Here is a 20,684-nt window from a genome sequence, read left to right on the forward strand (position 1 = left end):
TGATTAACTATTATTTTTTGAAAGTTGCCATAGCTGATTCGTGATTTCAATGGCTTCTGGTGCGTGCGGTGTATCACGGAAGCTATTATAAAACTGGAAAGCAACCGCATTAATCACATGGTAGCGTGGTATATCACGTTCTAATTCTTCGATTAAATAAGCAATGTATTCTTGTTGCTGGTTTGATAAATCTTTTAAATACGATTTAAAGCCATGGAGCTGCTTGAGAAGTTCCTTTTTATCAATGATACGTGCTTCGATATTTTCATTAATAAATTCCTCAAAAGTTGGTCCAAGCAGCGTCTTTTGGTTGCTAATTAATGTTGGGGTAATGGCATCTAGTTGGTCTAATGCGAATGTTATAAATTCCATCGCATTGCCACGTGGGTAATTAATTAACTTCCCGATGTGGAACATCTGATGCATCATACCAAATAATAGAATGGATGCATCATAATGATAGGGAACTAATTTTGTGCCATAGACGTCTAGTAATCTGCGCGCGGTCCAATCAATCTCTTGCAGGAGATTTTGATCGACGAGGCGCTTTAAATCTTTATCACCCGAATGCAGGATGGACTCAAAAATCGGTAGCAGATTATGTTCGTGGTTCACTTGCATCGTGGCGATAAGTTGAGCGGCAAGGACAGACTTGTCGTTTTTTTCTTTGCCAGTAATCGCTTTAACTTTACGGACTGTCGTTTCTTTTCGCCCGATATCTAAGATGGCGATTAGGCAGTCTTTTTTTGATGGGAAGTAATTATAAAATGTGCCTTTTGAAATTTTAGCTTCTTCAATAATTTCTTGAATGGACGTTTCTACAAAGCCTTTTTCAGAGAAGAGCTTAATACAGGCCTGAATAATTTGTCTTTTGCGGTTGTTCATTTAGTCACCTTTTTTATTCTATTTTGGACTAGCAGTATAATTTTAATCATAGTTCGGATTAATTTCAAGTGAATTGGACTCATATTATAGTGAAGAAAACGCTTTAAATGGCGGTTTATTCTCGAATAAAATATTTTTCTTGCAAAAATTGGACTGCGAGTATAAAATGTATCAAGTGAACTTTGAAATCGAAGTAAATATAAATATTAGGCAAAGAGGGAATTGAACATGGATCAACCACTTAAAAAGCCCCCGTATTTAATGATTGCCATTTTATTCGTTGGGGCATTCGTAGCGTTCTTAAATAACACGCTATTAAATGTAGCATTACCTTCAATCATGAAAGATTTTGATGTTGAAGCATCAACGGTTCAATGGTTAGCAACAGGTTATATGCTTGTAACTGGGGTACTTGTACCAGCCAGTGCATTTTTAATTACACGTTTTAAAAACAAAACATTATTCGTCACATCAATGGCGATTTTTACAATTGGTACTGCATTAGCAATTGTCGCACCAAACTTTGGTATTTTATTAGCCGCTCGTATGATTCAAGCATTAGGTGCTTCTGTTATGGGACCACTTCTTATGAACATCATGTTAGTCAGCTTCCCAGTTGAAAAACGTGGTGCAGCAATGGGTATCTTTGGTCTTGTAATGATCATGGCGCCAGCTATCGGACCTACATTATCAGGTTATTTAGTTGAGCACTTCTCATGGCATTACCTATTCATTATCATCTTACCGTTCGCTATCATTTCATTATTATTAGCGATCTTTAAATTTGATAATATTATGGAAACAAAACCAGTAACACTCGATGTTTTCTCGATTATCTTATCAACAATTGGTTTTGGTGGTTTATTATATGGCTTCTCAACTGCTTCATCAGCAGGTTGGGACGCAATCGAAGTATGGGGAACGATCACAATCGGTGCCATCGCACTTATCTTGTTCGTCTTCCGTCAACTGAAACTAGAAAAACCGCTTCTAAGCTTAGAAGTATATAAATTCCCAATGTATGCAATGGGTAGTGTCATTTCCGTTATCATCTCAATGGCGATGTTCTCTGGTATGATTTTAACACCATTATATGTACAAAATGTTCGCGGTATTTCACCATTAGATGCTGGTTTAATGATGTTACCAGGTGCTCTAATGATGGGCTTCATGTCACCAATTACAGGTAAATTATTTGACCGCGTTGGGCCGCGTCCATTAGCAATCGTAGGTCTAGCAATCGTCACAGCATCAACTTACTATTTATCTAAATTAACATTAGATACGTCTTACACGTATTTAATCGTAGCGTATACAGTGCGTATGTTTGGTATGTCAATGGTAATGATGCCAATCATGACAAATGGTTTAAACCAATTACCAATGCGTTTAAATCCACATGGTACAGCAATCAACAACACACTTCAGCAAGTTGCAGGTGCAATTGGTTCAGCCGTGATGATCACAATTATGACAAATCGTACAAAATCAGCAGCAGAAGATCTAGATATTGAAGCAACTGTTGCAGATAAAGTAAAAGAAAAAGCAATGGAAGCTGCTCAAAATGGTGAGCAAATGACAGAAGTTCAATTAGCGAAATACGGGAAAGAGCTTGCTGAAACAATGGCAAACAAAGCGATGGTTGAAGGGATTAACTTCTCATTCTTTATCGCAATGATTGTTACAATTGTCGCGCTTGTCTTATCATTCTTCTTAAAACGCGTACAAGTAACGCCAATGAAAATGGGTAAATAAACATTCCTTTATAATAGGAAGAAATAGAAAAGGGTAGTCAACGAATTTCTCGTTTGACTGCTTTTTTTTCTGTCTTTAGCGGGGGGTAAACGCTACCATTTTATTTGAGTTTCTTCTATAATATAGAGAATCAATATAAAACAGCAAAGGAGTGTTCACATGCTCACTTTTTACAGTCGACAAAATTGTCGTCTTTGTGAGGAAGGAATGAACATGATGCGCCTCGTCCAGCAGGAAGTTCCGTTTGAATTTGCGACCGTAGATATCGAACAGGATGAAGACTTGCATGAGAGGTACATGATGATGATTCCGGTTCTCGAAAAAGACGGCGAAATGATTCAATATGGTATCTTAGATTATGAGACGATTATTGAAGCAGTGACAGAACAGCCGGATTCATCATTTGAACAAGCACTTTAGGGAAGAATTGCTTCGAGCAATTCTTCTTTTTTTATTAAAAAATGTTTTAATTATGGCTAAGTGGGAATACAAATTAATGTAAACATTTAATTAGCCACTCTCGGTGGGACATAATTAGCCCATGTTTGCAAAGCAATATTTAACCTGCTATAATGGACGTAGGAACAAAAGAAATATTTTTTTATAGTGAGTGGGATAGAAAATGTATATATGGGATAAAAAGAACCCACTGAGAGGAGAGAGAGTATGCCTTCATTAACGGAAGCACAATTGAAAATGCTGCCTGAGATGTCAGGTTTGCTACAAGTACGCTACCGTATTTTAAATATGGTCCAAATGCTTGGGCCAATCGGTCGTCGTGCTTTAGCAGATAGTCTCTCTCTAGCAGAGCGAGAAGTGAGGAAAGAAACAGACCTAATGCGTGAGCAGGGGTTAATCGTTGCAAATCGTACAGGGATGTCGATTTCAGAGGCAGGAATTCAAATTTTAGATGTGCTGAAGCCGCTTGTGTATGAATGGTCAGGTATTACAGATTTGGAACGACAACTGCAAAAACATTTACGCGTGAAACGTATGACGATTGTCGATGGGAATGTCGATCAGGAACCTTCAGTGAAGGCAATGATGGGCGTCGAAGCGGCGAATCTTTTAAAACGTGAAGCGAAGCAAGGTGATATTATCGCCGTTACAGGTGGTAGTACGGTTGCGGCGGTAGGTGAACAGTTGTCGACAGCTTCGAAGATACGCGGTGCGACATTTATCGCAGCGCGTGGGGGCATGGGTGTTGATGTGAAGATGCAAGCGAATACGATTGCCGCAGAGTTTGCGAACAATACTGGCAATGAGTATCGCACATTGTACTTACCAGAGCATCTAAGTGAAGCCGCATATAATGCGATGATTCACGAACCTATTGTAAAGGACATGCTCGATTTATATGATCGCACAGATATCGTCGTTCACGGTGTTGGTTCTGCCGACGAGATGGCATGGCGTCGTAATTCTACCTCTGATGAAGTAGAGAAGTTACGAGAGCATGGTGCGATCGGCGAGGCATTTGGTTATTACTTTGATGAAACAGGGAAAGCTGTACAGCGCATCCGGACAGTTGGTCTACAACTAGAGCAGGTCAAAAAATGTCCCACTGTTATCGCCTTAGCAGGTGGTGCTTCAAAAGCCAAAGCGATTTTAGCGTACTTTACAAATGCACCAGAACAAACAAACTTCATCACAGATTTATCTGCTGCACAGGAAATGTTAAAAATAATTCGAGAAGAAATTTAATTAATTATACTATTGGAGGAAATAGACATGACTTTTAAATTAGCAATCAACGGATTTGGACGTATTGGACGATTAGTATTCCGCACAGCATTACAACGCGAGGACATCGAGATTGTCGCAGTAAATGACTTAACGGACTCAGCAATGTTAGCACATCTTTTAAAATACGATTCAGTACACGGTAAATTAGACGCTGACGTATCTTACGAAGGCGAAAACTTACTTGTTAATGGCAAAAAAGTTCGTGTATACGCAGAAACAGACCCAGCGAAATTACCATGGGGTGAATTAGACGTTGATATCGTAGTTGAATCAACTGGTCGCTTCACAAACTATGATGATGCGAAAAAACACGTTGATGCAGGTGCTAAAAAAGTTATCGTGTCTGCTCCAGGTAAAAATATGCCAACATTCGTAATGGGTGTTAACGAAGAAACATACAACAAAGACGAAGATATCGTATTCTCTAACGCATCTTGTACAACAAACTGCTTAGCGCCAGTAGCGAAAGTGTTAGACGAAAAATTTGGTATCAAACGCGGTATGATGACAACAGTTCACTCATACACAAATGACCAAAAAATCTTAGACCTTCCACACAAAGATTACCGTCGTGCACGTGCGGCTGCTATGTCTAGCATCCCAACAACTACAGGTGCAGCATCAGCAGTAGCAAAAGTTTTACCTCAACTTGAAGGTAAATTAGATGGGATGGCAATCCGCGTACCAACACCAAACGTATCACTTGTTGACTTAGTAGCTGAGTTAGATCAAAACGTAACAGTTGAAGAATTAAATGCCGCATTCAAAGCAGCATCTGAAGAAGGTTCACTTGCGGGTAAACTTTCTTACTCTGAAGAACCACTTGTATCAATTGATTACAACGGTAACACTTCTTCTTCAACAGTTGACGCATTATCAACAATGGTTCTTGAAGACAATTTAGTGAAAGTACTTGCTTGGTACGATAACGAAACAGGTTACTCAACTCGTGTTGTAGACCTTGCTGAATATGTTGCAAAACAAGGATTCTAATAATTGAATACGAAACGCTCGCTTTTAAAAGAAATCTTTATTTTGAAAAAATAATTAGCCTTTTAAGTAGTTAGCGTATATAATGAGTTTGAAAAAAGAGGAGAAGAGCGAGACGGTTACTTCTCCTTTTTTATTGATAGCAAGTAAGCGTTTTACACGCGCTAAAGGGAGGCATTCTGTAGATGAATGAGAAAAAATCGGTAAAAGATATTGATGTGAAAGGTAAACGCGTATTTGTACGTGTGGACTTTAATGTGCCAATGGAAGATGGAAAAGTAACAGATGACACACGTATTCGCGCAGCATTACCAACAATCCAATATTTAGTCGATGAAGGTGCCAAAGTGATTTTATCAAGTCACCTAGGCCGTCCAAAAGGTGAAGTAAAAGAAGAGCTTCGTTTAACAGCAGCAGGCGAGCGTTTAGCAGAATTGCTAGGTAAGCCAGTGAAGAAATTAGACGAATCTGTAGGTGAAAACGTGAAAGCGGTTGTCGCAGCTATGGAAGATGGCGACATCGTATTACTTGAAAATGTACGTTTCCACGCTGGTGAGGAAAAAAATGATCCAGCACTTGCAAAACAATTTGCGGAGCTTGCAGATGTCTATGTGAATGACGCCTTTGGTGCCGCTCACCGTGCACACGCAACAACAGCAGGTATCGCAGAATTTTTACCTGCTGTATCAGGCTTCTTGATGCAAAAAGAATTAGATGTTTTAGGGAAAGCACTAGCAGACCCTGATCGTCCATTCACAGCAATCATCGGTGGCGCTAAAGTAAAAGATAAAATCGACGTGATTAACCACCTGTTAGAAAAAGTGGATAACTTAATTATCGGTGGCGGATTGTCTTACACATTCACAAAGGCACAAGGTCACGAAGTTGGGACATCTCTTCTTGAAGAAGACAAAATTGACTTAGCAAAATCATTTATCAAAAAAGCAGAAGACAAAGGCGTAAACTTCTATATGCCTGTCGATGCAGTTGTAGCGGACGAGTTTTCAAAAGATGCCAATACAAAAGTAGTCGATATCGATAAAATTCCTGCAGATTATATGGGATTAGATATTGGTCCAAAAACGGCTGAAATCTATGCGGACGTTATTAAAAATTCAAAATTAATCATTTGGAATGGCCCAATGGGTGTGTTTGAAATGGATGCTTTCGCAAACGGTACAAAAGCCGTAGCCAATGCGATGGCAGAAACAGAAGGCTATACAGTAATCGGCGGTGGCGACTCAGCTGCCGCGGTTGAAAAATTCGGTGTTGCAGAAAAAATGTCACATGTATCAACTGGTGGCGGTGCTTCACTTGAATTCATGGAAGGCAAAGAGCTTCCAGGCGTTGTCGCGTTAAACGATAAATAAACTATATTTGGAGGATGATTGAAACATGCGTAAACCAATTATTGCTGGCAACTGGAAAATGTACAAAACACTTTCAGAGGCTGTAGATTTTGTGGAGCAAGTCAAATCACAAGTACCTGCGAATGATAAAGTAGAGGCAGTTGTTTGTGCACCTGCACTCTTTTTACCAACGTTAGTTGAAGCTGCAAAAGGAACAGATTTAGCCATCGGCGCACAAAATATGCACTTTGAAACAGAGGGTGCATTTACTGGTGAAATCAGCCCGACGCAACTCGCAGATATTCACGTGCAATACGTTGTGTTAGGTCATTCTGAGCGTCGTGAATATTTCAACGAGACAGATGAAGCCGTTAATAAAAAAGCACATGCAGCATTTGCACATAATTTAGTGCCAATCATCTGTGTGGGTGAAACTTTAGAGGAACGTGAAGCGGGTCAAACGGTTTCAAAAGTTTCTTCACAAGTAAAAGCGGCAATTAAAGATTTATCAAGTGAGCAAGTGGCACAAGCGGTTATCGCGTATGAGCCAATTTGGGCTATCGGTACAGGTAAAACAGCAACAGCAGCCGATGCAAATGAAGTATGCGGCGAGGTGCGTCATGCAATCGCTGAGGAAATTGGTGCAGAAGTGGCTGAAAAAACACGTATTCAATACGGTGGTTCTGTAAAACCAGCGAATGTTGAAGAGTTGTTATCGATGGAACATATTGACGGCGCCTTAGTCGGCGGTGCCAGCCTAGAAGTAGATTCATACTTAAAATTATTGGAGGCGGGGGCAAATGCCTAATACACCAGTAGCACTAATCATTTTAGATGGCTTCGGCTGTCGTAAAGAAGTTTTCGGTAATGCAGTAGCACAAGCAAATAAGCCAAATTTTGATCGCTACTACAAACAATTCCCACATGCGCAGTTACTTGCGTCAGGCGAGGAAGTTGGTCTTCCGGCCGGTCAAATGGGGAACTCCGAAGTAGGTCACTTAAATATTGGCGCAGGTCGTATCGTGTATCAGAGCTTAACACGTATCGATAAGTCGATTAAAGACGGTGATTTCTTTGAAAATGAGGTGCTTCTAAAAGCAATCAACCATGTGAAGGAAAATAATTCGAAGTTGCATTTCTTAGGATTACTTTCAGATGGCGGTGTACACAGCCATTATGAGCATTTATTTGCGCTGTTAAAACTAGCAAAACAGCAAGGTCTTGATGAGGCGTATATTCACGCATTTTTAGATGGTCGTGATGTGGGTCCGAAAACAGCACCACAGTATCTTGCGGAAACAGAAAAACAAATTGCAGAAATTGGCATCGGTAAAATCGCATCAGTTAGCGGACGCTACTATGCGATGGACCGTGATAAACGCTGGGATCGTGTAAAATTAGCATTTGATGCCGTTGTAGAAGGCGAAGGCCCAATGCAACCATCAGCAGGTATTGGTCTTGCTGCTTCTTATGAGCAGGGTGTAACAGATGAGTTTGTCATCCCATTTGTTGTTGAAGAAGACGGGCAACCTGTTGCAAAAATTCATGATAATGACGCGGTTATTTTCTTCAATTTCCGTCCAGACCGTGCAATCCAATTATCAACAGCTATCACAAATCCGAAGTTCGATGGTTTTGAAATTTCAGAAAAACAACCAAAAAACCTTGAATTTGTTTGCTTTAAGAAATATAGTGAAAGTGTAATCGGTGATATCGCCTTCCACGACGACGATTTAAAAAATACAATCGGCGAAGTGTTATCAGATGCGAAATTACGTCAATTACGTATCGCAGAAACAGAAAAATACCCACATGTGACGTTCTTTATGAGCGGTGGACGTGAGGATACATTCGACGGCGAAAATCGTATTTTAATCAACTCACCAAAAGTTGCGACATATGATTTAAAACCTGAGATGAGTGCCTACGAGGTGCGTGATGCACTTGTTGCAGAAATTAACGGCGACAAAGTAGACGCGATTATCTTAAACTTCGCGAACCCTGATATGGTTGGTCATAGCGGTATGCTAGAGCCAACGATTAAGGCAATCGAAGCAGTCGATGAATGTTTAGGTGATGTTGTAGACGCAATCTTAGCAAAAGGTGGTCATGCGATTATTACAGCAGACCATGGTAACTCTGATGAAGTCGTGACGCTTGAAGGGAACCCGATGACAGCACATACAACAAACCCAGTACCAGTAATTGTTACAAAAGAGGGCATCACAATGCATGATGGCATCTTAGCGGATTTAGCGCCAACGATGCTTAAATTGTTAGATGTTGCACAACCTGCCGAAATGACAGGTAAACCATTATTCGATTAAAACTAATTTCACAAACCGAGGAGAGTTCAAACAATGTCAATTATTACAAACGTATTAGCTCGCGAAGTATTAGATTCACGCGGTAACCCAACAGTAGAAGTTGAAGTATTCACAGAAGCAGGCGCTTATGGTCGCGCAATCGTACCATCTGGTGCATCAACTGGTGAATATGAAGCTGTAGAATTACGCGATGGTGACAAATCTCGCTACTTAGGTAAAGGTGTATTAAAAGCCGTTGATAACGTGAACAGCATTATCGCTCCTGCATTAATCGGTGAATTTTCAGTGCTAGATCAAGTATCAGTTGATAACAAAATGATCGAGCTTGATGGCACTGCAAATAAAGGTGCACTAGGCGCAAACGCAATCCTAGGCGTATCATTAGCAGTAGCGCACGCAGGTGCGAACTACTTAGGTTTACCACTTTACCAATATATCGGTGGCGTAAACGCGAAACAATTACCTGTACCAATGATGAACATCTTAAACGGTGGTGAACACGCTGATAACAACGTGGACATCCAAGAATTCATGGTAATGCCAGTAGGCGCTGAAAACTTCCGCCACGCATTACGCATGGGTGCTGAAATCTTCCACTCTTTAAAAGCGGTATTAAAAGAGTCAGGCCACAACACTGCTGTAGGTGATGAAGGTGGTTTCGCACCAAACTTAACATCAAACGAAGAAGCATTATCAACAATTGTTACAGCAATTGAACGCGCTGGTTACAAACCAGGCGAAGAAGTAATGCTTGCAATGGATGTTGCCTCTTCTGAACTTTACAACGACGACGACAAACTATATCACTTAGATGGTGAAGGCGTTGCGAAAACTTCTGAGGAAATGGTTGCTTGGTACGAAGAATTAACTTCTAAATACCCAATCATCTCAATTGAAGATGGTCTTGACGAAAATGACTGGGCTGGTCATAAATTATTAACTGAAAAAATCGGCGACCGCGTACAATTAGTAGGTGACGATTTATTCGTAACAAACACAGAAAAATTATCTCGCGGTATTGAAGAAGGCGTTGGTAACTCAATTTTAGTTAAAGTAAACCAAATCGGTACATTAACTGAAACATTAGACGCTATCGAAATGGCAAAACGCGCAGGTTACACTGCTGTTATCTCACACCGTTCTGGTGAATCAGAAGACGTAACAATTGCGGATATTGCCGTTGCGACAAACGCTGGTCAAATCAAAACAGGTGCACCATCTCGTACAGACCGTGTAGCAAAATATAACCAATTACTACGTATCGAAGACGAATTAGAAAGCGTTGCAAAATACGAAGGTCTTAAATCATTCTATAATTTAAACAAATAATTGAGTGAGTGAAAGAGGAATTGTGCTTAGGCGCAATTCCTTTTTTCATTATGTGGATTTAAAAAAATACCGTTTTTTGCTATATAGTTGCACGTATTCATGTTAAAATGGCATTATGTATGATTACGTTTAAATTATGCATTGCTTGCTGGGTCTATGATAAAATAGGCAAAGTTGTGATGTAGATGAGCAGGAGGTGGCATGATGCATACATTTTTACTAATCTCATTAATCGTTTTATCAGTGTTAATTATTGCGACAGTATTAATGCAGGAACCAAAAAGTGCTGGTCTTTCAGGCGCCATTTCAGGTGGTGCTGAGCAGCTATTTGGTAAGTCAAAAGCGCGTGGTGTTGAACTTGTTTTACACCGCGTAACAATGGTCCTTTCAGTATTATTTTTCGTGGTAGCAATTTTAATTGCAAAATTCTAATAAACGATTGATGCCTAACCACCAAAAGGTTAGGCATTTTATATTTATTAAGGATATAATAGAGAAAGACATATTTATCAACGAATGACACATCAGGAGGTTTTTGAAGTGAAGGTATCTTTGCCAGAGCCATTCTTTTTTGAGGCTGGGAAACGAGCAGTATTATTACTACACGGATTTACAGGGAGTTCAGCGGATGTGCGTATTTTAGGGCGCTTTCTAGAAAAGGAAGGATATACCGTTAAAGCTCCGCATTATAAGGGCCATGGTGTATCACCTAAGGAGCTTATTCAAACTGGACCAAAAGATTGGTGGCAGGATGTTGAAAGGGCGTATGAGGAGCTAGTGGAAGCTGGTTACTCAGAAATTGCTGTAGCGGGCCTATCGCTTGGCGGCGTCTTTTCTCTTCGTTTAGGTTATACAAAACCGCTAAAAGGCATTGTGACGATGTGTGCGCCGATGACGATGCGTACAACCGACACAATGTTTAGCGGCATTTTAAAATATGCGAACGATTTTAGTCGCGCATTTGGATATACTGAAGAGCAACGAGTAGCGCTAAAGGAAGACATTAAGCGTGAAGGAATGCCCTCATTGCCAAAACTTCCTGAACTGATTCAAGATGTGCGCAGTCACGTAGATGAAGTGTATGCACCGATCTTTGTTGTACAAGGACGATTAGACGATGTCATAAATCCGAAGTCAGCGCAGATTATTTATGATACAGTAGAGTCAATTGACAAACACATAAAATGGTATGAGGAATCAGGCCATGTCATTACGTTAGATAAAGAGAAAAAACAATTACATGAGGATATTTTAGCATTTCTAAATACATTAGATTGGCAGGAATAATCGTCAGAAAACGTAGGAGGAAAACATTTGAGTAATTTAGAACAACGCACACTTGCGTTACTCACAGAACCAGAAATTAAACCGCTAACGGTGGCGGAGATAGAAGAAAACTTAGGACTTACAGAGGCAGATGACTTCAGAGACTTAGTAAAAGTATTAGTGAAATTAGAAGAAGCAGGTACAATCGTACGCGGCAGCAATGACAAATACGGTACACCTGAACGTATGAACACATTCCAAGGTCGCTTTATCGGCCATGCAAAAGGCTTTGGCTTCGTAGCACCAGAAGAAGCAGGCTTAGATGATGTATTCATTCCACCAACAATGAAAGGTGGCGCTTTAAACGGTGATACAGTCATCGTGAAAGTATCTTCTGACTCAACAGGTGAACGTCGTGAAGGTCAAATTATCGAGGTTGTAGAACGTGGGACATCACGTATCGTTGGTGAATTCCAAGCGAATAAAAACTTCGGTTTCGTACTGCCAGATGACAAACGTTTTGGTACAGATATTTTCATCGGTCAAGGCCACACATTAGGCGCTGTTGACGGGCATAAAGTTGTTGTTGAAATTACAAAATGGCCAGACGAAAAACGCTCTGCATCTGGTATGATTACACAAATCTTAGGTCATAAAAATGACCCAGGTGTAGACATTTTATCAATCATTCATAAGCACAATATCGACGTAGAATTCCCTGAAGAAGTCGTAGAGGCCGCGCAACAAGTGCCAGACGAAATTTCAGATGAGGACCGCGTAGGACGCCGCGATTGCCGCGAGGATATGGTCGTAACAATCGATGGCGAATCTGCAAAAGACTTAGATGATGCAGTAGGTGTTGTGAAATTAGACAACGGGAACTACAAATTAACGGTTCACATTGCAGACGTCAGCTACTATGTGACACTTGATTCGATTTTAGATAAGGAAGCATACGAGCGTGCGACTTCTGTGTACTTAACAGACCGCGTAATCCCAATGATTCCACACCGTTTATCAAATGGTATTTGTTCATTAAACCCACAAGTAGACCGTCTTGTACTATCTTGTGAAATGGTCATTAGCCCAGAAGGTAAAGTGGTGGAACATGATATTTTCCAAAGTGTCATTCGCACAAACGAACGTATGACATACTCAGACGTTTACGAAATTTTAGAACACAAAGACGAAGCATTAATCGAGCGCTACAAAGAGCTTGTCCCAATGTTTGAAACAATGAAAGAATTATCAACTATTCTTCGTAATCGTCGTGACGCACGTGGTGCAGTAGACTTCGATTTAAAAGAATCTCAAGTAGTTGTTGATGAAAACGGCTGGCCTGTAGACATCGTTGTTCGTGAACGTACCATCGCTGAAAAAATGATTGAAGACTTCATGCTTGCAGCGAACGAAACAGTAGCAGAGCATGTTTGTAAAATGGAATTACCATTCATTTACCGTATTCACGAAGACCCATCTCCAGAGCGTCTACAACGTTTCTTCGAGTTCATTACGAACTTCGGTATTACTGTAAAAGGTGCGACAGATTCAATCGATCCAAGCGCGCTACAAGGTATCTTAAAATCAGTTGAGGGTAAACCAGAATATCCAGTAATCTCAACAATGATGCTACGCTCAATGCAACAAGCGAAATATAGCCCAGAATGTCTTGGTCACTTCGGCTTAGCGGCGCCGTACTACACACACTTTACGTCGCCAATCCGTCGTTACCCTGACTTAATCGTGCACCGTTTAATCCGCACGTACTTAATTGAAGGTGACAAATCACCAAAAACAACGTCTTATTGGGGCGCGCACATGGATGAAATCTCGACGCATACATCTTCTCGTGAACGTCGTGCCATTGATGCAGAACGTGATACAGAAGCAATCAAGAAAGCACAATACATGGCTGATAAAGTGGGCCAAGAATTTGAAGGTATCGTAGGTTCTGTAACGAACTTCGGTATGTTCATCGAGCTTGATAACACAATTGAAGGTCTTGTGCACATTAGTAATTTAACAGATGACTACTACAACTTTGATGAAAGCTCAATGACGATGCGCGGTGAACGTACTGCACGTCAGTTCCGTATCGGTGATCGTGTGAAAATCAAAGTATTCAACGTCAATGTAGACGAAGCGGCAGTGGACTTTATCATTACAGATATGCCAGAGCCACAACCACGTCGTCGTACAGGTGGCCCTCGTGTCATCAAAGGGAAAGACAAAGATAAAGAATTCAAACGCGGTGGTAAAGACGGTAGCAAACGTACGCCAAGCGGCCCGAAAGTAAACGGCCGTACACGCAAACAAGACCGCAAACGCGGCGGTGAGGGCGGCGGTAAGCCACGTAAAGGCGGCAGCTTCTACGATGCAATGGCAAAAGCTTCTCAAAAGAAAGACCACGGCAAACGAAAATAAGAAATTATTGAGGTGACGCCACATGCCAAAGGGAAAAGGTAATGCAATCGCACAAAATAAAAAAGCGAGCCATGACTACTTTATCGAGGATACAATCGAAGCGGGCCTAGTGCTAGATGGTACAGAAATCAAATCGATTCGTAAAGGTAAAGTCCAGCTAAAAGACTCGTATATTCAAATTCGTAACGGTGAGGCGTGGGTATCCAATATGCACATTAGCCCGTATGAACAAGGGAACATCTTCAACCATGACCCAATTCGTACACGGAAGCTTTTACTGCATAAACGCCAAATCCAACAGCTTAATTACGACATTAAACGCGACGGTTACACAATCGTACCGCTTAAAATGTATATTAAAGATGGTTACGCAAAACTACTAATCGGCCTTGGTAAAGGTAAGAAAAATTACGATAAGCGCCAGGACCTGAAGAAAAAAGACGCAAAACGAGACATTGCACGCGCAATGAAAGACCGCGCGCGTTAATAATGAAAGCACTGCTCAAAACGAGCAGTGCTTTTTTGTGTGGATTAAAGATATTTTAAGATAATTAAAAAAGAGACTATATAGTATAGCACAACTTTTATAGTTAGTTAGTCATTTGAAATATAAAAAATATTTTAAGCCTTTTTGTAATGTTTTTAACATAAAAAAGCAATTTTCTTGTAAAAAACATGCACTATAATCTTTTTACACAGTACTTATTGATGATTTAGTAGCGAGTATGTTGAAAAAAGATAATCTATACTAAATAGTTAATAAATTTTGTGAAATAATAATCGAACAAGTATGGGGGAATTTAAAATGAAAAAATTAGTAGTGAGTGTAGCAGCAGCGGCTTTAACATTAAATGTAGCAACTTTTGCTAATGCACAAGAAGTTAAACAAGATACAAAAAAAGAAACTGTTAAGAAAGAAACAACGAAAAAAGTAAAAACAGTTAAAACAAAAACAGGTAAAGCCATCGATAAAAAATTAGTGAACATCGATAAAGATGTACAAAAAATTGAAAAATCAATCGATGCTTACTTCAAAGTGAACCAAGAAGGCGAAGCAACGAAAAAAGTTTCTAAAACAGTAGCAAACAAAAAATATAAAAGCTTCAAAGGCCAATTAAAAGCAGAAGCAAATGAATTAAATGCGGTTAAAAAACAATTAACATTATTAAATAAAAAGAAAAAAATCAATGAAGCAGACTATACATTATTAGTAGCGAAACATGCAGCACTTAATACGAAGGTACAAGCAGATATCGCTAACTTAAAAGAACTAGTAGCACAAGCTACAGCAAAACCAGCAACAAAATAATACTGATCAAAAAGAGGCTTTGACATACGTGTAACAACCGCTTCTAAGAGTATAAGAAAAACCGGAACCGCGCCACTGCGCGATTCCGGTTTTTCGTTTCAAACGCCAATAAAGGAAAATGACGTGCTTTTACTCAGTCTCTTTTGTTATCTTTAAGTTAAATCACCTAAAAAATAATAAGGTATTTATCTTCATATTTTTAAGTAAATGATTCTTTTGGCTTTTTTTAATTAACAAAAAACATGTAATTGTAATTTATCTTATTTTAAGTAATAAGTTTTATATCTTTTTGATATATTTTTGTAAAAAAAAGCCTGTATACTACGATTACTCAGTGCGAGAAATCATGAGTAAATTAAACGTTGTTAGGGGATTATACAAAATGAAAAAAGCAATCGTCGCTGCGACAGCTGTAGCGTTAACATTCAGTGCTGCAACATCAGCAAATGCACAAGAAGCAAAACACCAAACAAAAAAAGTAGTAAAAGTAAAATCAAAAGCAGGTAAATCAATCGCTAAAAAAACAACAGCCGTATCATCAGATGCGAAAAAAGTGAAAAAATCTGCAAATGATTATTTTAAAGTAGATAAAAAAGGCCAACCGAAAAAAGCTGTCACAAAAGCAAAAGCCAACAAGAAATATCACAGCTATAAAGGCCAATTAAATAAAAAATTAAACGAAGCAAAAGCAGTTAAAAAGCATTTAAAAGCACTTAACAAAAAAGATGCCTTAACAAAAGAAGAATACACAGCACTACTAGCACAAATCACACAGCTAGAAGCGCAAATCAAGGCGGATATGGAAAAACTACAAGAAGCTTTGAAAGACGTAAAAAAACAGCTTGATAAAAAACAGGACAAACCTAAAAAAGCGGACTGTGACGATGACGACGATCAGGACGACGAAGATAAAGACCAAGATGACGATGATGATCAAGATGACAACGATGATCAAGATGACGACGATGATCAAAATGACGATGATGATCAAGATGACGATGATGATCAAGATGACGATAACGACAATGATTAATTAATCGTCGCGTGATATGAAAAGGGCAAGGCACGATAACTGTGCCGTGCCTTTTTTGTCTTATGTCCAGGTCTTTTAGTTGCGACGTCCACAGTATTGCGCTATAATAGTACTAGATTTAAGCCAGTCTCGTTTATCGCCACCGCGCGATTTCCGAACTTACCCAATTCAGACAGCTAGTACGAGCTCATGTGGCTCCATGCTCTTTGTCATAGTGAATAGGGGGACGTTACGGATTCGACAGGGATGTCTGGGCTTAAGTCGCGTGTCGGAGGCCTCGGCTTCGTTACCAACGGAAGTTATATAATAACTGGCAAAACAAACAATCAATTAGCTGCAGCCTAGTTCTGCAACTGCCTCACCGCTCTATCGCCCATGTAGTAGTGACTGAGGCCCAACTTTAGTGGGATACGCTTACAGGTGCAACCTGAGTCTGTAAGAAGAGATTAGTAGGTTAGCGCTCAAGACGCCTGTCTGTCGGCATAATGCAGTGCGAAACGTAAGTAGATAGACTACACACGTAGTGGCTTAAGTACTGGAGTTTCTGGACGCGGGTTCGACTCCCGCCGTCTCCATAAGACGAAATCATACGGTTTCAAACAAGATAAAACCCTTGCATATGCAAGGGTTTTTCTTTTTGTCTTATTCAAATAGTTTCAATGAATTTCAAATAGATGTAGTCAAATACGTAGTCAAAAAGAAGAGTTAAATTTTGGAATGGCATTAAATCCGAGATTTTTGTGAAATAAAGCATAAAATTTCCAAAGCTCTTACATATTCTGAAACGAAAATTACCGATATATATATATGAATATTCAAGATATTACGAAACTTTTAAGTGGTGAGGAATTTGAAAAAAGATTAAATGAAGAACGATTAAAAGGTAAAGAGAGAAATTAGTTCAAAGTTCGATGTTTATAGGCAGATAGGGCGATTTTGTAGTACCGATTTCATAATGCAACTGATATCATATAAACAAGAGAGATGATATCAGGAGGGACGCAATGAGCGCAATTGACAACGGGGGAGCCATCGCAATAAAGGGGTTTAACTATCAAAAAGCTTCCATCATACTTGTAATGATTCATAACTTTAAAAAAGATAATTTTACAGTCATACCTGAATCAAGGGAAGATTTTGAAATTCATCTTGAGCAAGATACTTATTTTATACAAGTAAAAGGAACTAAAAATCTTTCCATAAGTAAGTTAAAGTCAAGACCTAGTGGAAAGGATTCAATTATTGAGAAGAATCTATCTTCCGGTACTAATGGAGATATAAGAAAAATCTTCTTATGGGACGTAGCAGAGACAACAAAAAAAGAATTGATAAGCCAAGTAGGAACACTTTTCCCTATGAAATATAGCCTTTCAACAAAACAAAAAGCAGAAATTATTAATGCCCTTGGTTTAGACGAAGATCAAAAAAATAGAATGAATAATCAATTTATATATATAACGCCTTTTTCAAACGATCTAAATTTAGCTTTAACTATTTTAAAAGGTGAGATGGTTAATGAAAATTTATTGGTTACTAATGACCGAGCTAAAGTAGTTTTGGGAGAACTATCATTGGAGATAGATCAAAAAAGTGAAATAGTAGTTACTACTGTGAGTGATATAAAAAGAAAAGAAATTGATGGGGAATATTTAAAACAGGTATTTGTTAATGTTAAGCAAAAAGAGTTGTTTGATGAGGTTTTAAATAATCTGTCAATTAATACTATAATGAAAACTAAAGTTAAAAAGGCAAAGTTACGTATTCCACTCTTATATCAAACTATAAAAGAGCAATTAAAGCAAAAGACAGATATTAGTTTGCTTATGAGTAAGACGGATGAGGGTGCTGTTAACTATCTCAGAGATTTAATGGCAGATATAGCACCAGAAATGAAAACTACAGAATTATCCATTGCTTTGGCAATAGATTGTTTTTGTGAGTTGGGAGAATAAAAATTATGATAATAAATTCTTTTTCAATTATTGATTTTAAAAATAAAGAAGCTCAGAATTTTGATTTTAAAACTGGAACTAATCTTATTGTTAGTAAAGATAACACTCAAGGTAAATCAAGTCTTTTGAAATCAATGTATTTTACATTGGGATTTGATGTACGTCAATTTCCTAGTGCTTGGAATATTGATGATATGTATTTTCAAATAGAAGTCTTGATAAATAATGTTACATACAATATAACCAGACAAAAGGATATTTTTAGAGTAAGTGATACAAATGTTACTATGAATGTAAAAGAGTATTCAGAGTGGCTTCAAGCTAAGCTTGATATTAAAATGAAGTTAGCTAATACTCGTACTAAAAACTTATACGACGCGTATTCTTCGGCGGTAATTTTGCCATTCTATATAGACCAAGATGATTCATGGGATGGGGGAATGTATAAAAATGTAACGAATACTCTGAATCAATATACTCGCATACCAGAAGATATTTTTAAGAGTGCTTTTAATCTCTCGAGTTTTGAGATTTTGGAGTTGCAAAATTCACTTACTAATTTCACTAAAGAAAAGAATGTTACAGAGTCTACAATAGAGAGTTTGTTAAAAGTTTTGAAAGAGTATAAAGAGGAAAATGCGAACGTCCCGAGTGTATCAAAAATTGATAAAGTATCATTAAATAATGAAATCAATCGTTACTTGCAGATGCAGAATGAGTTGAATGAACAAATAATAAGATATAAAGTTAAGCTATTAAATAAGCAAGAGATGTTGGATTTGCAAAAACAAGAATTGTCTGAATTAGAGCGGCTTTTGCAGATGAACAAAAAAAGATATAAGTCTATTGAAGCAGAGTGTCAATATTGTCATTCTAAATTAACAATGGAGCAATCTTTAACACGTCTTAACTTATCAAATAATGATTTTGAAATTTCACTCTTAAAAGAGGAAATAGAAAAAGAAATTGAAAAATTGACTAGTGATATTACAGAATTTAGATTACAGCAAAATTCTGTTGAAACTAAAGTTAATGAAATTCATCTAAGAATTAAAAAATCTAAAGACTTGCTTACAATTGATAATTACGTAAAAGCAACTGCTATAAATGAAGCATCAAATGAATTAGAAAATTTAGTTGATAAACAAGTGTTGTCTAAAAAAAGTTTAGAAGAGAAGATTAAGGCATTAAGAAAAAGATTAATGATTTAAAGAAAGAGAAAGAAAGTTTAAATGAAGATATTGAGAAAGATTATAATATATTGGTGTTTGAAATAAAAAAGGTATTAACTAGTGTAAATATGAACGAACTTAAATTCCTTGATTTTAAGAAAATATCTGGTAGTGGTATGGATAAAAATAAAAAATATTTAGCATATTATTTGGTTTATTTTAGTTTGTTGAGAAAGTCTAGTTCTTATATGATTCCGTTTTGTATGGATTCCTTTATTAAAAATGAGATTACGGGCGAGACTGCTCGGGAAATGTTTGAAGCGATAGAAAAATACTTTTTTGACACTAATAATCAGTCATTTTTTTCAATTGTTTCGGAAAATCTTAAACATTTAGAGCATGAAGATAATTATAATAAGATTGAAATTGATGGAAAATTATTGTCGAAAGATAAATATGATGACATTGCTTTGAAAATTAAATTTGATAGCTAAGAGGATGAGATGAGCATTGTGAACTAGCGGTTATAATCGAATTGAAAGACTGGATAGGCTACACTAAGTTGGACAGATAAAATAAGGGCTTGTAAACTTAGACTATAAACCTAAGGGAGCGTGCTTTTATGACACGTCAACGTCGAACATTTACACCCGAATTTAAACTGCAATTAGTGAAGCTTTATGAAAATGGCAAACCTCGTGCTGAGATTGCCCGAGAATACGATATTACACCTTCTGCGCTCGATCGCTGGATTAAAAACCATAAAGAAACGGGTGCATTCGCTGCGAAGGATAATCGAACGGAAGAAGAAAATGAAATGGCTCGATTACGTAAGGAAAACCAACGTTTATTAATGGAGAACGATATTTTAAAGCAAGCGGCGCTGATCATGGGACGAAAATAAATGTGATTCGTCATAACGCTCACAAATATTCAGTATCAGCAATGTGCGACGTCCTCAATCTACCAACGAGCACGTATTATTATCATGCGGATATTTCCGGCAAACGTGCGAAAGAAGCCGAAGACTTGGCAATTTCTAAAAAGATTAAACGCATTTTCAAAGGTAGCCGAAACAATTACGGTACACGTAAAATCAAAAAGGAATTAGCAAAATTACCTGAGCCAAAACACGTATCACGTCGCT

General features: G+C 38.3%; 18 protein-coding genes, 1 other RNA gene and 1 pseudogene. 19 read left to right on the plus strand and 1 reads right to left on the minus strand.

The genetic code is table 11. The features are described from left to right. Positions 1-3: 3 nt before the first annotated feature. Positions 4-885, minus strand: coding sequence for a TetR/AcrR family transcriptional regulator (locus KTHG_RS17210; protein WP_139995514.1), 882 nt, complete (start codon positions 883-885; stop codon positions 4-6). Positions 886-1,113: 228 nt separating this feature from the next. Between KTHG_RS17210 and KTHG_RS17215 the strand changes: the two genes are divergently transcribed. From KTHG_RS17215 to KTHG_RS21975, 19 genes and pseudogenes are all read left to right on the plus strand, one after another. Beyond that, positions 1,114-2,640 carry a DHA2 family efflux MFS transporter permease subunit gene (locus KTHG_RS17215; protein ID WP_139995516.1) on the plus strand — a complete coding sequence of 509 codons (1,527 nt, stop codon included), beginning with the start codon at positions 1,114-1,116 and terminating at the stop codon, positions 2,638-2,640. 159 nt (positions 2,641-2,799) lie between these two features. After that, positions 2,800-3,060 (plus strand): glutaredoxin family protein, encoded by a 261-nt coding sequence (locus tag KTHG_RS17220; protein WP_139995518.1) that lies wholly within the window; start codon positions 2,800-2,802, stop codon positions 3,058-3,060. A gap of 246 nt (positions 3,061-3,306) precedes the next feature. Continuing rightward, positions 3,307-4,344 carry a sugar-binding transcriptional regulator gene (locus KTHG_RS17225; RefSeq protein WP_126991276.1) on the plus strand — a complete coding sequence of 346 codons (1,038 nt, stop codon included), beginning with the start codon at positions 3,307-3,309 and terminating at the stop codon, positions 4,342-4,344. 27 nt (positions 4,345-4,371) lie between these two features. Continuing rightward, the gene (gene gap, locus KTHG_RS17230) at positions 4,372-5,379 is read left to right on the plus strand and encodes a type I glyceraldehyde-3-phosphate dehydrogenase (RefSeq protein ID WP_126991277.1); all 1,008 of its coding nucleotides are present in this window, start codon (positions 4,372-4,374) and stop codon (positions 5,377-5,379) included. Positions 5,380-5,561: 182 nt separating this feature from the next. Beyond that, a complete protein-coding gene (locus KTHG_RS17235; protein ID WP_139995520.1) occupies positions 5,562-6,746 on the plus strand; it encodes a phosphoglycerate kinase in 1,185 nt (394 codons plus the stop codon). A gap of 25 nt (positions 6,747-6,771) precedes the next feature. Then, the gene (tpiA, locus tag KTHG_RS17240; protein ID WP_126991279.1) at positions 6,772-7,533 is read left to right on the plus strand and encodes a triose-phosphate isomerase; all 762 of its coding nucleotides are present in this window, start codon (positions 6,772-6,774) and stop codon (positions 7,531-7,533) included. Continuing rightward, complete coding sequence (gene gpmI / locus KTHG_RS17245) at positions 7,526-9,052, plus strand: 2,3-bisphosphoglycerate-independent phosphoglycerate mutase (RefSeq protein ID WP_139995522.1); 1,527 nt, start codon at positions 7,526-7,528, stop codon at positions 9,050-9,052. The genes tpiA and gpmI overlap by 8 nt, the downstream gene beginning before the upstream one ends. Before the next feature lie 33 nt (positions 9,053-9,085). After that, positions 9,086-10,381, plus strand: coding sequence for a phosphopyruvate hydratase (gene eno / locus KTHG_RS17250; RefSeq protein WP_139995524.1), 1,296 nt, complete (start codon positions 9,086-9,088; stop codon positions 10,379-10,381). Positions 10,382-10,585: 204 nt separating this feature from the next. Next, positions 10,586-10,813, plus strand: coding sequence for a preprotein translocase subunit SecG (gene secG, locus KTHG_RS17255; protein WP_126991282.1), 228 nt, complete (start codon positions 10,586-10,588; stop codon positions 10,811-10,813). 108 nt (positions 10,814-10,921) lie between these two features. Further along, positions 10,922-11,668 (plus strand): alpha/beta hydrolase, encoded by a 747-nt coding sequence (locus KTHG_RS17260; protein ID WP_126991283.1) that lies wholly within the window; start codon positions 10,922-10,924, stop codon positions 11,666-11,668. Between the two features lie 27 nt (positions 11,669-11,695). Next, a complete protein-coding gene (rnr, locus tag KTHG_RS17265; protein ID WP_139995526.1) occupies positions 11,696-14,071 on the plus strand; it encodes a ribonuclease R in 2,376 nt (791 codons plus the stop codon). A 22-nt stretch (positions 14,072-14,093) separates the two neighbouring features. Continuing rightward, a complete protein-coding gene (gene smpB, locus KTHG_RS17270) occupies positions 14,094-14,558 on the plus strand; it encodes an SsrA-binding protein SmpB (RefSeq protein WP_139995528.1) in 465 nt (154 codons plus the stop codon). Positions 14,559-14,876: 318 nt separating this feature from the next. Continuing rightward, positions 14,877-15,380 carry a hypothetical protein gene (locus KTHG_RS17275; RefSeq protein ID WP_139995530.1) on the plus strand — a complete coding sequence of 168 codons (504 nt, stop codon included), beginning with the start codon at positions 14,877-14,879 and terminating at the stop codon, positions 15,378-15,380. A gap of 382 nt (positions 15,381-15,762) precedes the next feature. Next, the gene (locus tag KTHG_RS21520) at positions 15,763-16,413 is read left to right on the plus strand and encodes a hypothetical protein (RefSeq protein WP_186439679.1); all 651 of its coding nucleotides are present in this window, start codon (positions 15,763-15,765) and stop codon (positions 16,411-16,413) included. A 222-nt stretch (positions 16,414-16,635) separates the two neighbouring features. After that, positions 16,636-16,991, plus strand: a transfer-messenger RNA (tmRNA) gene (gene ssrA / locus KTHG_RS17285). A 426-nt stretch (positions 16,992-17,417) separates the two neighbouring features. Then, positions 17,418-18,365 carry a dsDNA nuclease domain-containing protein gene (locus tag KTHG_RS17290; RefSeq protein ID WP_139995532.1) on the plus strand — a complete coding sequence of 316 codons (948 nt, stop codon included), beginning with the start codon at positions 17,418-17,420 and terminating at the stop codon, positions 18,363-18,365. A 5-nt stretch (positions 18,366-18,370) separates the two neighbouring features. Further along, positions 18,371-19,576: a hypothetical protein gene (locus tag KTHG_RS17295; protein WP_139995534.1), complete on the plus strand. Its 1,206-nt coding sequence runs from the start codon at positions 18,371-18,373 to the stop codon at positions 19,574-19,576. Between the two features lie 89 nt (positions 19,577-19,665). After that, positions 19,666-20,031, plus strand: a complete 366-nt coding sequence (locus tag KTHG_RS17300) for a hypothetical protein (protein WP_139995536.1) — start codon at positions 19,666-19,668, stop codon at positions 20,029-20,031. A gap of 128 nt (positions 20,032-20,159) precedes the next feature. Beyond that, positions 20,160-20,684 (plus strand): annotated as a pseudogene (locus tag KTHG_RS21975) (transposase); the annotation flags it as partial.

It is taken from the genome of Kurthia sp. Dielmo (genome assembly GCF_000307285.2).
In the GTDB taxonomy this organism is placed as follows: Bacteria; Bacillota; Bacilli; order Bacillales_A; family Planococcaceae; genus Kurthia; species Kurthia populi.